The organism is Sporofaciens musculi, from assembly GCF_009830285.1.
GTDB lineage: Bacteria > Bacillota > Clostridia > Lachnospirales > Lachnospiraceae > Sporofaciens > Sporofaciens musculi.
The window spans coordinates 4,653,064-4,667,198 of the sequence record NZ_WUQX01000001.1 but is presented as its reverse complement, the minus strand read 5'-3'; the positions used below and the strand labels follow the sequence as shown (position 1 = coordinate 4,667,198).

At 43.8% G+C, this 14,135-nt stretch carries 16 protein-coding genes and 1 pseudogene; 13 read left to right on the top strand and 4 right to left on the bottom strand.

Annotation, left to right across the window (positions count from 1 at the left end; translation table 11 throughout):
- Nucleotides 1-3 precede the first annotated feature (3 nt).
- The 12 genes and pseudogenes from GN277_RS23525 to GN277_RS23475 all read left to right on the top strand — a co-directional run bounded on the left by GN277_RS23525 (nucleotide 4) and on the right by GN277_RS23475 (nucleotide 10,050).
- On the top strand, nucleotides 4-453 hold the full coding sequence (locus GN277_RS23525) for a carbohydrate ABC transporter permease (protein ID WP_244324873.1): 450 nt from the start codon (nucleotides 4-6) through the stop codon (nucleotides 451-453).
- Complete coding sequence (locus GN277_RS23520; protein WP_159754533.1) at nucleotides 450-1,292, top strand: sugar ABC transporter permease; 843 nt, start codon at nucleotides 450-452, stop codon at nucleotides 1,290-1,292. Before GN277_RS23525 ends, GN277_RS23520 begins: the two co-directional genes overlap by 4 nt.
- Complete coding sequence (locus tag GN277_RS23515; RefSeq protein ID WP_244324871.1) at nucleotides 1,293-2,972, top strand: alpha-glucosidase; 1,680 nt, start codon at nucleotides 1,293-1,295, stop codon at nucleotides 2,970-2,972.
- Between the two features lie 126 nt (nucleotides 2,973-3,098).
- Nucleotides 3,099-4,717 (top strand): annotated as a pseudogene (locus tag GN277_RS23510) (alpha-glucosidase).
- Nucleotides 4,714-6,381: an alpha-glucosidase gene (locus GN277_RS23505; protein ID WP_204162784.1), complete on the top strand. Its 1,668-nt coding sequence runs from the start codon at nucleotides 4,714-4,716 to the stop codon at nucleotides 6,379-6,381. Before GN277_RS23510 ends, GN277_RS23505 begins: the two are co-directional and overlap by 4 nt.
- Nucleotides 6,382-6,796: 415 nt before the next feature.
- Entirely contained in the window at nucleotides 6,797-7,033 is a 237-nt protein-coding gene (locus GN277_RS23500; protein WP_159754530.1) for a winged helix-turn-helix domain-containing protein, read from the top strand.
- A gap of 206 nt (nucleotides 7,034-7,239) precedes the next feature.
- Nucleotides 7,240-7,869, top strand: coding sequence for a recombinase family protein (locus GN277_RS23495; protein WP_159754527.1), 630 nt, complete (start codon nucleotides 7,240-7,242; stop codon nucleotides 7,867-7,869).
- Nucleotides 7,870-7,976: 107 nt separating this feature from the next.
- Nucleotides 7,977-8,114, top strand: coding sequence for a DUF5348 domain-containing protein (locus tag GN277_RS32600; protein WP_456300595.1), 138 nt, complete (start codon nucleotides 7,977-7,979; stop codon nucleotides 8,112-8,114).
- A complete protein-coding gene (locus GN277_RS32595; RefSeq protein ID WP_456300594.1) occupies nucleotides 8,111-8,218 on the top strand; it encodes a DUF5348 domain-containing protein in 108 nt (35 codons plus the stop codon). Before GN277_RS32600 ends, GN277_RS32595 begins: the two co-directional genes overlap by 4 nt.
- 50 nt (nucleotides 8,219-8,268) lie before the next feature.
- Nucleotides 8,269-8,559: a hypothetical protein gene (locus GN277_RS23485; RefSeq protein WP_159754524.1), complete on the top strand. Its 291-nt coding sequence runs from the start codon at nucleotides 8,269-8,271 to the stop codon at nucleotides 8,557-8,559.
- 244 nt (nucleotides 8,560-8,803) lie between these two features.
- The gene (locus tag GN277_RS23480; protein ID WP_159754521.1) at nucleotides 8,804-9,439 is read left to right on the top strand and encodes a metallophosphoesterase; all 636 of its coding nucleotides are present in this window, start codon (nucleotides 8,804-8,806) and stop codon (nucleotides 9,437-9,439) included.
- The gene (locus GN277_RS23475; RefSeq protein ID WP_159754518.1) at nucleotides 9,418-10,050 is read left to right on the top strand and encodes an SOS response-associated peptidase; all 633 of its coding nucleotides are present in this window, start codon (nucleotides 9,418-9,420) and stop codon (nucleotides 10,048-10,050) included. The genes GN277_RS23480 and GN277_RS23475 overlap by 22 nt, the downstream gene beginning before the upstream one ends.
- A 75-nt stretch (nucleotides 10,051-10,125) precedes the next feature.
- Here GN277_RS23475 and GN277_RS23470 read toward each other — a convergent pair whose 3' ends face one another.
- The 4 genes from GN277_RS23470 to GN277_RS23455 form a co-directional block, all read right to left on the bottom strand.
- Entirely contained in the window at nucleotides 10,126-11,043 is a 918-nt protein-coding gene (locus GN277_RS23470) for an RpnC/YadD family protein (RefSeq protein ID WP_159754515.1), read from the bottom strand.
- 167 nt (nucleotides 11,044-11,210) lie between these two features.
- Nucleotides 11,211-11,897, bottom strand: a complete 687-nt coding sequence (locus GN277_RS23465) for a YkgJ family cysteine cluster protein (protein ID WP_159754512.1) — start codon at nucleotides 11,895-11,897, stop codon at nucleotides 11,211-11,213.
- A 20-nt stretch (nucleotides 11,898-11,917) separates the two neighbouring features.
- Nucleotides 11,918-12,589 carry a YkgJ family cysteine cluster protein gene (locus GN277_RS23460; protein ID WP_159754509.1) on the bottom strand — a complete coding sequence of 224 codons (672 nt, stop codon included), beginning with the start codon at nucleotides 12,587-12,589 and terminating at the stop codon, nucleotides 11,918-11,920.
- A gap of 13 nt (nucleotides 12,590-12,602) precedes the next feature.
- On the bottom strand, nucleotides 12,603-13,055 hold the full coding sequence (locus tag GN277_RS23455) for an SDR family NAD(P)-dependent oxidoreductase (protein WP_159754506.1): 453 nt from the start codon (nucleotides 13,053-13,055) through the stop codon (nucleotides 12,603-12,605).
- A gap of 736 nt (nucleotides 13,056-13,791) precedes the next feature.
- Here GN277_RS23455 and GN277_RS23450 point away from each other — a divergent pair.
- On the top strand, nucleotides 13,792-14,112 hold the full coding sequence (locus tag GN277_RS23450; protein ID WP_159754503.1) for a hypothetical protein: 321 nt from the start codon (nucleotides 13,792-13,794) through the stop codon (nucleotides 14,110-14,112).
- Nucleotides 14,113-14,135: the final 23 nt, after the last annotated feature.

Below are 14,135 nucleotides of genomic sequence, written 5' to 3'. Positions count from 1 at the left end.
CTATTGGCGAAAATAGTGGTCATATTAGTGAACGTCTGGGTAGGAATGCCGTATGCGCTTCTGGTTGTCAACGGGGTATTGATGAATCTGCCCGAGGATCAGTATGAGGCGGCTCGGGTTGACGGAGCGAATGCGCTGCAGATCTTCAGGAAAATTACGTTGCCGCAGATTATTTTTGTCATGACACCCAATTTGATTCAGTCGTTTATCAGCAACATCAACAGCTTTACCGTAATCTATCTGCTGACCGGCGGCACGCCGTTTAACAGTAATTACTACAATGCCGGTGAAACCGACCTGCTGGTGACCTGGCTGTATAAGCTGACAGTGGAAGTCGGCGATTATAATCTGGCTTCGACCGTCGGAATTATAACATTCATTTGCTGTGCGGTATTTTCTTTAATTACATATTCCCGGTCGGCTGCCTTTAAGAGGGAGGAGGATTTTCAATGACGAAAAACAAATTTAAGAAAAGTGCGCTGTCTGCCCAGATAGTCCTCACTATCCTTGCAATCGTCTGGTTTCTGCCGATCCTGTGGATTGTGCTGACATCATTTCGGGGCGAGGGCGGGAGATTTGTACCTTACTTTATTCCAAAAGAGCTGACGCTTCAGAATTACCAGACGCTATTTCAGTCGATACATTATCCGTTCCCGCAATGGTTTGCCAATACGTTGAAGATTGCCGTCTGCTCCTGTTTGATCAGCACAACCATTACGCTGTGCATGGCCTATGTATTTTCGCGGCTGCGCTTTAAACTGCGGAAACGGATGATGCAGGTAGCATTAGTATTGAATATGTTTCCATCATTTATGAGTATGATTGCGGTATATTATCTGCTAAAAGCGGTGGGGCTGGTACAAAGCCATCTTGCGCTGGTTTTGCTTTATTCGTCCGGGGCGGCATTGTCATTTTATATTGCCAAAGGCTTTTTTGATACGGTTCCCCGCGCGTTGGATGAGTCGGCTCTGATTGATGGGGCGACCAAAGCGCAGGTGTTTACGAAGATCACTCTGCCGCTTTCGAAACCGATTATTGTTTATACGGCTCTGACCGCCTTCATGTCTCCGTGGATGGATTTTATTTTTGCCAAGGTTATTTTGGGAGATGATATCGAAAAATATACTGTCGCCATCGGATTATTTACGATGATGGATAAGGAGGTCGGCGCTTCCATGTTTATGCCGTTTACTGCCGGCTGCGTTTTGGTCGCCATTCCTATTTCGATGGTGTTTATGTTCATGCAGAGATTTTATGTGGAAGGAGTGACCGGCGGAGCGGTCAAAGGGTAAATGATGAAAAAGAAATGGTGGCATCATGCAATCGGATATCAAATCTATCCGAAAAGCTTTCAGGACAGCAATGGCGACGGAATTGGTGATATTAAGGGAATCATAAGCCGCTTGGATTATCTGAAAGACCTGGGGATCAATATGCTCTGGGTCTGCCCGGTTTATCGTTCGCCGATGGTGGATCACGGCTATGATATATCGGACTATATGGATATAGATCCCAGCTTTGGCTGTAACCGGGATATGGACCGGCTTATCGCGGAGGCGAAAAAACGGGGGATTGGTGTGCTGATGGATCTGGTCGTCAATCATACTTCCGACCAGCATCCCTGGTTTCAGCAGGCGCTTAAAGATCCGGACGGTAAATACGGCAGGTATTACATCATTAAGGAAGGGAAGGACGGCGGGCCGCCGAACAACTGGCGTTCTATTTTCCAGGGCAGCGCCTGGGAGCGGATCGGTGAAACGAATCAATATTATCTGCATCTGTTTAATAAGGAACAGCCGGATCTGAACTGGGAGAACGAGGATCTAAGGGAAGAGATTTACACGATGATCAACCAGTGGCTGGACCGTGGACTTGCGGGTTTTCGGATTGATGCGATCAGCCATTTAAAAAAGGACTGGAGTTATACGGATCAGCCGGCCGACGGACCGGACGGGCTGGTGGATGGCCGTTCTTATTTCCGCAATGTGAAAGGGCTGGATGTATATCTGTCGGAGCTAAAAAGGCGCTGCTTTGCTCCCCGGGACTGCCTGACAATTGCCGAGATTGATGATGTGAAATCCGGGGAGTTAGCGGACTATATCGGTGATGACGGCTATTTTTCGATGATATTTGATTTTAGCCATACCAAATACCGGATCAGGAACCAGGAATGGACAGAACAGCCGCTGGCGCTGCTGGGAGAGTTAAAAGCGCGGATTTTTGAGAAGCAGGAGTATGCATATGGCAGGGGACTGCTCTGCACGATTCTGGAGAATCATGACAAACCCCGCGTTCCGGACCGCTTGATTCCGCAGGAGTGTATCTCCTTTTACAGTGAATCGCTGCTGGCTGTTACGTATCTGTTTCTGCAGGGAATTCCGTTTCTCTATCAGGGGCAGGAAATCGGGATGAGGGATTATCCGAAAACCAGTATTGATGAATACAAAGATGCGGCGACACATCAAAATTACCGTGCATTTATAGAACGCGGGATGTCGGAAGCACAAGCTCTTGCCCAGATCAATATTGACTCCCGGGAACACAGCCGGACACCGATGCAGTGGGACAGTTCCCGGAATGCGGGTTTTACTTCCGGAACGCCCTGGTTTGACGTCAATCCAAACTATACGGAGATTAATGTTGAACTGCAGGAAGACGATCCGGCTTCTCTTCTTTCGTTTTACCGGAAAATTCTTAAAGTCAGGACCCGCGAAGATTTGCAGGATGTACTCATTTTCGGAAAAACAATTCCGGAATACAGAAGAATGTCGGGAATATTTGCATACAGGAGGGAGTTTGAATCCAGGATTTTGCTGATTATCAGCAATTGCAATTGTAAAAAAGCGTCGTTGCCGATGGAATATGGTAAAGCGGAATGTATTGTTAATAATTATGAGGATTTTGATTGGGATGGAAACCAAATTACCTTATATCCATTTCAGAGTATTGTATTTTTAATCAGTGACCGGTAGTGTAAAGTATCGTATGAAAAAAATGACACGGGTATTGCCCGCATTTAAAATCTGCTTCGCAGATGGCGGGCAAGTAGGCAATCAATTTGCTATGCAAATTGGTTACAAAAAGGGAGAGGGCAGGATATGAAAGAATATAAGTGGTGGCAGAATGCAGTGATCTATCAGATTTATCCAAAGAGTTTTCAGGACAGCAACGGCGATGGGATCGGTGATTTGCCGGGAATTATTGACCGGCTTGATTATCTGAAGGAATTGGGGATCGACGGGATTTGGCTGAGTCCGGTTTGTCAGTCGCCGCAGTTTGACAATGGTTATGATATCTCGGATTACCAGAATATTGATCCGATGTTCGGCACGATGGAGGATATGCGAAGGCTGATCAGCGAGGCGAAGAAACGTGATATCCGCATTATATTTGACCTGGTCCTGAATCATTCCTCGGATCAGCATCCGTGGTTTTAGAAGCGAAAAAGGGGCGGGATAATCCCTGTCACAGTTTTTATATATGGCGGGACGGAGTCGAGGGGCAGCCGCCCAATGACATGGCATCCACCTTCGGCGGCTCTGCCTGGGAATGGGTGCCGGAGCTTGGGCAGTATTATTTTCACCAGTTTGCCCCGCAGCAGCCGGATTTGAATTGGGAGAATCCGGATTTAAGGGAAGCGTTGTATAGGATGCTTAACTTCTGGATTGCTGAGGGAATAGGCGGATTCCGTCTGGATGTCATTGATTTGATCGGAAAAGACCCGGATCAGAAGGTTACCAGTAATGGACCGAAGCTTCATGACTATATTAAGGAAATGAATTTAAACACCTTCGGCGGAACGGATTTGGTAACGGTAGGGGAAACATGGGGAGCAACGCCGGAACTCGGACGCCGGTACAGCAATCCGGCAGGGAATGAGTTCTCTATGGTGTTTCAGTTTGAGCATGTCCGTCTCGATCAGCAGCCGGGAGGAAAGAAGTGGGATTTGGCGCCGCTGGATTTCCGGAAGCTAAAGCAGGTGATTGCCAAGTGGCAGACAGAGCTTCATGATACCGGCTGGAACAGCTTGTTCTGGAATAACCACGACCTGCCGCGGATTGTATCACGCTGGGGCAATGACCGGGAATACAGGGAGAAATCTGCCAAAATGCTGGCGACTGTGCTGTATGGACTAGAGGGTACGCCGTATATATATCAGGGAGAAGAGCTGGGCATGACGAATGCCCGCTATTCCATAGAGGATTATCGGGATATCGAACTGCTGAACCTGTATAAGGAACGGATTCAGGCGGGATACACGGAGCAGGAGGTAATGAGGTCCATTCATGCAAAAGGCCGTGACACTGCCAGAACTCCGATGCAGTGGGATAACAGCAGGAATGCCGGATTTACAAGAGGTGAACCATGGATCAAGGTGAATCCTGACTATACCGAGATTAATGCAGCGAGCCAGATCACGGATCCGCAGTCCGTATTCTGCTATTACCGCCGGTTGATTCAGCTGCGGAAGAAGAATGAGATTATCCGGTTTGGAGCGTTTCGCCTGCATCTGCCGGAGGATGAGGATTTGTTTGTATATTCACGTATGTGGCAGGGGCGGGAGATTTTCATTGCCTGCAATTTCCATGACAAAGAGCGGGAGTTTATCTGGGCAGATTACCTCTCTGAATCTTCGGAACTGCTGATAACAAATGAACTGGAGAATTTGGAAGCCAGAAGTATTAAACCTTATGAAGCGAGGATGTATCTGATATGATGAGTAGAAAAAATTGGTGGAAAGAAGCAGTTGTTTATCAAATTTATCCGAAAAGTTTTCAAGATTCGAATGATGATGGAATAGGAGATCTGCAGGGGATTATACAGCGCCTGGATTATATAAAAGAATTAGGCGCCGATGTGATCTGGCTGAATCCTATTTACCAGTCGCCTCAGGTAGATAATGGTTATGATATATCGGATTACCAGTCTGTCAATCCGGATTTTGGTTCATTGGAGGATTTTAAAGAGCTGTTGGAGGAAACACACAGGCGCAAAATGAAATTGATATTAGATATGGTGCTGAACCATACTTCCGATGAACATATCTGGTTTCAGGAATCAAGGAAATCGAAAGAGAACCCGTACCGTGATTTCTATATCTGGCGTCCTGCAAGAAATGGAAAGGAACCCAACAACTGGGGAAACTATTTTTATGAAGGAGAGGGATCTGCCTGGGAATGGGATGAACACACACAAGAATACTATCTGCATAACTATTCTAAAAAGATGCCGGATCTAAACTGGAATTGTCAGAAAATGCGGGAACAGATATATCAGATGCTGCGCTGGTGGTGTGACATGGGGGTTGACGGTTTTCGGCTTGATGCTGTCAACAGGCTGCAAAAGCCGGCGGGGTTTCCGGATTCCCATCGTCCGCCGGCACCGCCGATTGGGATTCACGGCTATGTTGTAGACAGAGAAATGTGTGCAAACCAGCCGGGGATTCATGAACTGTTAAAGAAATTGAATCAAGAGGTGTTTGGCAGGTATGATATCATGACTGTCGGAGAAACCGGAAATCTGAAGTCCGATATAGCGCTGGATTATGTAGGTGAAGAAAGTAAGGAAATTAATATGGTGTTTCATTTTGAAATTGCCAAGAATCCGTATCTTGTTACAGTGCCGGAGTTTAAGGAGATACAAAAGCGATGGGCAAAGGTAGTGGAAGACGGTGGATGGATTACTCAATACCTGACAAATCATGATTCACCAAGGCAGATTTCGCGGTTTGGCAATGACAAGGAATACCGGCTGGAGTCCGGGAAAATGCTGGCAATGCTTATGCATACGCTTCCGGGAACCATTTATGTGTATCAGGGTGAGGAGATCGGAATGGTTAATGTGGATTTCCCATCTATTGAGTATTATGATGAAAAATATACGGTCGGGAAATATCACACTATGGTAGAAGCAGGGGAAGACCCTGTAAAAGCGCTGGATTCTCTGAAAATGATGAGCAGGGATAATGTAAGAACGCCCATGCAGTGGAATGACAGTGAAAATGCCGGATTTTCGAAGACGAAACCATGGCTGGCAGTAAATCCGAATTATAAACAGATTAATGTGGAAAAAGACATGTCAGATAAGGAGTCTGTGTATTATACTTATAAGACATTGATTGCTATGAGGAAGCGGCATCCTGTTATGGTATATGGTTCTTATACGCCCGTGATGGAAGAACAGGAAAATATAGTTGCCTATATCAGACAATATGAGGAAGAATCCTGGTTTATGATTTTTAATTTTCAGGAAAAATCTCAGAAGATTAAAATACCGGAAAGGCTGAGAAATGAAAAAATGAATCTGCTCATGAGTAATTATAATAAGAATGATCAGGAAATCATGAAACCGTATGAAGGAAGAATTTATATGCTGAACTAGTATATATAATTTATTACCCTGCTGCAGACAGGAAGTGAATTCAAAGCAATTCCTTACTGTTATCAGTGGGGTAATTTATTCAGAGTTCATTATTATACGAGGAGAATGGATATTGACCTAATCTGGATGTCACCTGTATATTGCCCGCTCCAAGATGAGAATCTACTGCAAAAAGGTTACTATTTTAAGATTGGAGTTTAAGCTTTAAAAGTTAAGATTCCGGCATATTTGACAATTTGGCTAGTACTCTATCCGGTTAAAAATCAAACAAATAGACTGTCTGGCTCGAAAGTTCGATCTCCAATTAGATAAAGTACTAAGAGTTAGAAAAGATAGTGAAAAGCTCCTTTCATTTCCGGGTTTATCTATAGACTTGGAACAATGTACTATTACTAAAAAGGATAAGCAGGTTTCCATGAGCTATTATGAATTTCAAATTCTCGTTTGTCTTGCAAATCAATCAGGAAGAATATTCACGAAGGAACAACTTTATAATAAAATATATGGAGATGAGAAAATAGTGGACGTTGATAATGCTGTTTACCGTATAATATGTAGTATCCGGAAAAAATTGAGTAATGCATGGAAGAATCATGAATATATCCAAACAGTAAGAGGGGTAGGATATAAATTTGTGGTCCCAGAGGATTAAATCTTCTGGGGCTTTCTACATATAGGTTGCTATTTCATATTTTCCTACGTATATGACTGTGAAACGCATATACCAAAAGGTATACTTTTTGGCATAGCAGAAAACAGGCGGAAATCCTGTACCAAAATGTATACATGACGGCTTTTGGCATATACCGGAGAAAGTGTGGACATTTTGGTACGCTTCGCAGAGGGAGGATGGCGAATATGGCTGTATACGGTTATCATCGGACGAGCACACGAGATCAGCATCTTGACAGGGGGATTCATGAGATTCAAGTGTTTTGCAGGGAGCATGACTTGGAACTGGAGAATATTTTCACGGACCAGCAGACGGGAAAGAATTTTAACAGGCCGAGGTATATGGTTCTGGTAGAAGATGTTCTTCGGGAGGGAGATACCCTGCTTGTAACAGAGCTGGACCGGTTAGGCCGGAATAAACGGGATACGATGGAGCAGATCCGAAAACTACAGAGCAGGGATGTTAGGCTGATGGTACTGGAACTTCCCACAACACTAATGGATCTGTCAAAGATGGACAACACCATGGCACGCCTGATGATGGAGACGATCAACAACATGATGCTGGAGCTTTACGCCTCCATTAGCGAATCTGAGATTCAGAAGAAAGAAAAACGCCAGTGTGAAGGAATTGTCATGAAGAAGCTCCGTGGAGAATGGGAGGACTATGGACGGCCTCCAGCAATCAAAGAAGAGGAATTTTCCGAAGCCTACCAGAGAGTGACTGCAGGTGAGATCTCACAGGCAGAGCTGAAACGGGAGTTAGGCTTATCTCACACTACTTTTTACCGCTACCGAAAAAAAAAAATATTTTGAAAAAAATGCAGAAATTTTCCAATCTCAGAAAAAATGACACTATTACTTATATGAAAGACAAATTTTAGAGGAGGTAATAGCGTTATGAGTGAAAAAGAGAAGGAGCATTGTTCTATGATAAAGAAAGCGGACGGTATGATATCCGGTTCGGTCTGGATTCGTATTACGGCGGGCTGCACTGTGGGGACTGCTTTGACCTTGCCATGCATCCGGAGGAAGCTGCCAGTGGCAGGTTCTGTAGGTGAAGGTGGACAATGCCTGGGTTCCGACCAGGATTGAGATGGGTGACGAATGGTATCTGGTTGGACTGCCTCGAATGAGCCTTGACGGGCTGATTGTCCGGATGTAAAGGGGCTACCGGATATTTGCGAAATGGAGAGATCAATGGATCAGGTGCTTATGAGGTTTGAGGCAGATTATGATGTTGTGCTGGAGTGCATCCAGGAGGTATATGGTCTGGAAGGCGACAACCTGCGGCTTGGAAAGGACTTTCGCAAGACTATGGCGCTTCCCTTTATGAAGATGCTGGAGAGGCACTGCGGCGACATCCAGATGGAGAACTTACATAAAGTATTGTGGGAAGTCTATCAGGAGAGTACGGGAAGAAAGGATTTTCTGGAAAAAGCAGACATCCTTCTGAAGCCATATTGCAGGGAAATATCATCGTCAGAACAAAATGTATGCGTTTGATTGTGTTGCTTTTTATGAGCGTAGGTTTGCAAAAGAAAAATTCCGGCCAGGGTTAATACTCTGCTGGAATTTTTACTTGCCATAGCATACGTAGGAAGCTGCCAGTGGCGGGTTCTGTAGTTGGGATAATCTGTAGTTGATTTTCCTGGTCTGATTACATACAATATGATTATTAATTGCGAATGATAAACAGCCAGCAATCAAAATAAATTGCTAGGATTACAAGATAAGCAGGTGAGATAGATTGAGATATTATATTGCAGACCCACATTTCTTCCATAGGAACCTGAATACAAAGATGGATTACCGTGGATTTGCGGATGTGGAGGAAATGAATGCATATATGCTGCAGAGATGGAATGAAAAGGTACGGAAGAATGACGAGGTGGTGATTCTGGGTGACCTGTCATGGGGAAAGGCGGAAGAAACCAATGAACTGCTAGGGAAGCTGAATGGACGTCTCTACCTAATCCAGGGGAACCATGACCGGTTCCTGAAGAATAAGGATTATAATGCCAGCCGTTTTGTGTGGATCAAACCTTATGAGGAACTGCAGGATAACAAACGGAAGGTCATTCTCTGCCACTATCCTATCATATGTTATAACGGGCAGTATCGTCTGGACGGAAATGGGAATCCTAAAGTATATATGCTTTATGGCCATGTGCATGATACCTATGACCAGCGGCTGATTGAACAATTCCGGGAAATAACAAGGGGCAGTATCCGTAAAAATCCGGACGGGGAGAAACGGGCAATTCCGTCGAATATGATTAATTGTTTCTGCATGTATTCGGACTATACCCCACTCACGCTGGATGAATGGATACTCTGCGACAGGAAAAGGAGAGAAAAATTATGTGCGGACGGTTCTATGTAGATGAGGGGACAGCCAAAGAGATTGAACGGGTGATCCGCGGCGTAGATCTGCGGATACAGAAAATGCGTACAGGGGATATTTACCCCTCCCAGCCTGCCGGTATTCTGACTTGCCACAGCCGGCAGAAAAATCCGTTATCGACAGGTTCTGCAGCGGAAAATTCACCGGCATTGGAACTGAATGAAATGCACTGGGGATTCCTGCAGTATCAGAAAAAAGGACTGCTGATTAATGCCAGAGCAGAGACGGCACTGGAACGGAGGACATTTCGTGAAAGCGTATTGCACAGGCGCTGCGTGATTCCGGCCAGGCATTTTTATGAGTGGGATTCAGATAAGAATAAGGTGATATTTTTCAGAGAAGACAGGCCGGTTTTATTTATGGCAGGATTCTATAACCGGTTTCAGGATGGGGCGCGTTTTATTATTCTTACGACAGAGGCGAACGCTTCTGTAGATCCTGTTCATAATCGTATGCCGCTGGTTTTGGATGAGGGTGAATTGGAGGACTGGGTTTATGATGACAAATTTACGGAGTATGCGCTTCATAAGACTCCGCCAGAGCTTTGGCGGGAACAGGAATATGAGCAGCAGAGCTTGTTCCTGACATGAAAAAACCATCTGGTGATTATGGTAATCTTATCACCAGATGGCACAGAAATTCAGTCTATTTAGTTACCCTGCTGTTTATATTGTCTGAAGATTCGCAAGCTGCTCTACTTCTGCCACACTAAGGGCAGAGTATTCCACAATCTCCTCGGCCGTCAGTTTTCCCATTTTCAGCATCCTAAGCGCCGTTTCTTTTTTTGTTTCACTAATGCCCCGGTTTAAAATAGTTCTTGCTTCTGTTTGAATCAATGGTCCTCTCATCATAGCACCTATGCCTTTCTGCACGTTTTCATACTTTCGTGCGATTTCATTGATCACATCACTTGAAAGCTCTATGATCGTCCGTTTGTCAAATGCGCCAATAATACCTTGCTTTTCCAGATCATCAAGTCTTTCTAAAATCGTCCGATATTCTGTTTTCAGTTCTTCCAGTTTCAGCTCATTGTTATTATATTCCGAAAAACTTTTCTCATGTGAGAAAATATAAAATGGAATAAGCATTAATAAGCGTTTCTCAAAGATTTCATCCAGTGAATATGACTGCACCTTCATAATCGGGACATCATATTGCACCGTCCCGCCAGGTGTTATGATCACATATTTCATTTTATCCGGAGTCTTTTTATATGCCCGCAGATACATCACCGCCGTATTGGGAAATGTTACCGTCAGAGTTTCTTCTGTAACTTCGCCCTCATCAAGCGCTATCTGGGCATCGTATTTGAAAAGCCGGATTGTGATTCTGCCATCCGGTAAGCTGCTTTCACATTCAAGATGATATTTTTTGGCTGTGATGCCAATAATCTGAAAATTTGTATCTGTAATCCGTTCCTTGTCAGCCACATCCTGCTGGTCTAAAAAGTGTTCATTAGGGAAAAAGCGAATATCTTCTTCTCCCGTGTAATGTTCACTAAAAATTTCATTGATTACAGGTATAATCAATTTCCGGCAGTCATTCAGGATTGTCCGGAATGCTCCATCATATATATTTCCCATATGTTTCTACGCTTCGCTTCGGTCCGCGCATTACAGAGGTCCAATGGACCTCTTGCGCCCTTTCTGTTTGGTGATTTTATCATATCATTTTTTACCTTTAAATTCAAGTATAGACGCCTTTGCCGGTATAGCCGGCAGCGTTCCCTATGTTGTTTTTGTGCCTGCTATCATCTGTAATCCTCGCAGCAGTTTTTCGGCATTTTTCCGGAACTGTGGCAGGAATTCCTTTCCAAATCATAACAGAGATAGAGGATGCCAAAGATCGGGCTCCATACTTGCCGCATAGCTGCTTCGCCCAGGAATCTTTCTGCTTCTCTAATGAGGGTTACAAAATTCTTCTGGAATGACGCCCACTCAATAAAGAAGTCATCATCAAGCGGAATACCAAAAGAATCAAACCATTCACGTATAGTCTGCGTCCTGGTATTGTTCCCACATCCTGGATTCATATAAAAGTATTCAATCACTGGTGCGTTAGAAGAAGTTCCATCTTCCGGAAACGCAATGACATGTCCGATTGGAAACATGGCGCACATAGCAGGTTTTGCTTTGTGGACGGAGCATCTGCGGTTTTTTAGCAGAGGACATCGTTTTATGGAACCCCTGGGTTTCAGCCGGATGATCGGAAAGTGCGAATCCGGCCCGATATACAACTCGCAATACTGGTCGATGAATTCTTTTAAGGACAGCTTCAGCTCGTTTGCAATCCGGAAGAGATCCAGCGGTGTCAGCAGGATATCCTCCCGGTTGATGCAGCATTTCCCACATTGTGTACAGTGAAAACGAAACGGATCATCGGCAGTCAGTTTGTTATGTTCAATAGCGTGCATGATTTCTTCCATTCTTGTATTCATATGTAGTCCTCCTTGATTGCTTATGAGATCATTGCCTCTAAAGAAGTAATTAGTCTTTTGTTATTTTGTTCATATTGTTCCTGAAATGGCTGATTCAGGTCAAAGTCTGTATATTTGTATAACAGAAAAAAGAACAATGCCCTGTGCTTGTATTTCTCTGGTATCTGCCTGAGCAGCCACGCAATCTCTGGCACTGCCGAAATGTCTGCATTGACAAATGCCCTGTCTTCCTGTGTGAAATACTGGTTCATCCAGTCCCGTGCTTTGAATTTTCTGCCTGTAAAATGGTGGTTCTTCTCCATACTGAGATAGTACTGGAAAGAGGAAGCGTCATCCGGCTCCGCTACCAACGGATAAGTAAGGCAGACCCGCGGTTTTGCGGCCTGGATCGTACACCGGTTATCTTTCAGGAAAATGCAGGCATCGTCTGCACCAACTGTCTTTAGTGTGTAAATAAAGTAACCGCATTCATGAAGCGGGACCGGCTCTGCGTACCGGGACAGCATGTAGTCTATGGAATCAAAAGATTTATCCTGGCTCCGTAGGAATCGGGCTATCCGGTAGACATCCAGGCTCTCCAGCGGAACGCTGTCCTTTACGTGGCGGCAGCATGCGCCGCAATGATGACATTCAAAGTGGATTCTTTCATTCCACGCAACAGGAGTGAGGTTTTTCATTAATAATTCCTTCATTTTGTATTTGACACTACCCTGCATCTGATGGAGAGGGTATAAATGAACCAGTTGAACCGACATTCACTATTCGCCCATAGTTATTCTTTTTCATCATGGGTAAAATACGTTTTGTAAGTTGTGTAACAAATCGAATATGTAAATCAATCATTTTTATTTCCTGCTCCATATCTGTATTAGTGAACAACCCACATTCATTAAAACCAGCATTATTTACAAGAAAATCAACGGATACTTGCCAATTACTCAACCTCTCAAAAATCAAATCAACCGCATTTAATTGTGTTAATTCACAAGCAATATATTTTACTGCTACATGATATCGGCTTTGTAAATCGTATTGCTGTCTTTTTAACTTTTCCTCGTTTCTTGATACAAGAAGAAGGTTATTTCCCATACCTGCAAATTTTTCAGCAAATACTTTGCCAATTCCTCTTGTAGTTCCTGTAATTAAAGCTGTTTTCATTTTTCGCCAATTCCTCCATTTTTAAACGAGTGCTATTCTTCAAGATATGTCATATTATTACCGCAAGACTTTTTCAAAATTTCTTGATAAAACATCAGCTTATTTTGTGTCAAAGCAAGGGCATTTTTAAGTCTGACATTTGAGATTCAATATCTTTTTTGTAACTTAAAACCATTTCATATCGTTGTGGAATTGTTCCGCTACCTTGTCTTAACAGGGAAACATATCTGCTGCTTCTTTTGCTGAATACATCTTAAAAACCATCTTTCAAGATAAACTATGAAGCGCACTTTAAGTCAACAGAAAAATTATAGCAATTTTTTTGTGGTATGCGTCCTTCCTTGCGGAGAGATAATTCTCATAGCGTTCTACCGCTTCGGGGGTTCCAGCGGCAGCTTCCTCATACATTTTCTGTCGGGATTTCTTGGTGGCTTTGGAAGCATACGCCCGTTTCTTTGCCAGCTCTGCCGTTGCTGCTGGGTCGGTTTCGGCTTGCTATACCCGTTTTTCCCTTGCGATTTTCTTCCGGCTTCTGTGGATTTCCAGAGGTTTCGCTTCCTCCGGCGTAAGCTCTGCCACGGTCTTTTCCAGTGTTCGAGTAATTGAAAGTTTTACACAGATTATTTTATATGACAGGTGGTCTATAGGACTGCCTGTTCTATACAAATTATTTATATTTCAGGAAAAAGTGTTGCCAACTATAATATTCTTTACATAGATGAGGAAGTAAACTACGTTGGAAAAACAAGAAAAAATGATAGTAAAAAGATTGAGAAAAAAATCAGAAAAATCACAAAAAGATATGAATGGCATGCATGGACAGTTATGGATACGAAGGAGAATCAGCGGTGAAGGATATATGTCTGTTGAATTTTCAGACGCTGAAGCTATATTCCCAGCAGGACCATTGCATTTCCCATATATATCGGGAATTATTATGTCCAGGTTGACGGACGGGATGGGGAGGAGCTGGAGATTACAGGCATCCATTCCAGTATTGGAAAATGGGAAACGGACAACAGATGTTGCAATGGAATTGGAAAACAAGTATAATTGACCTATCCTAAATTAAGAAAAGGG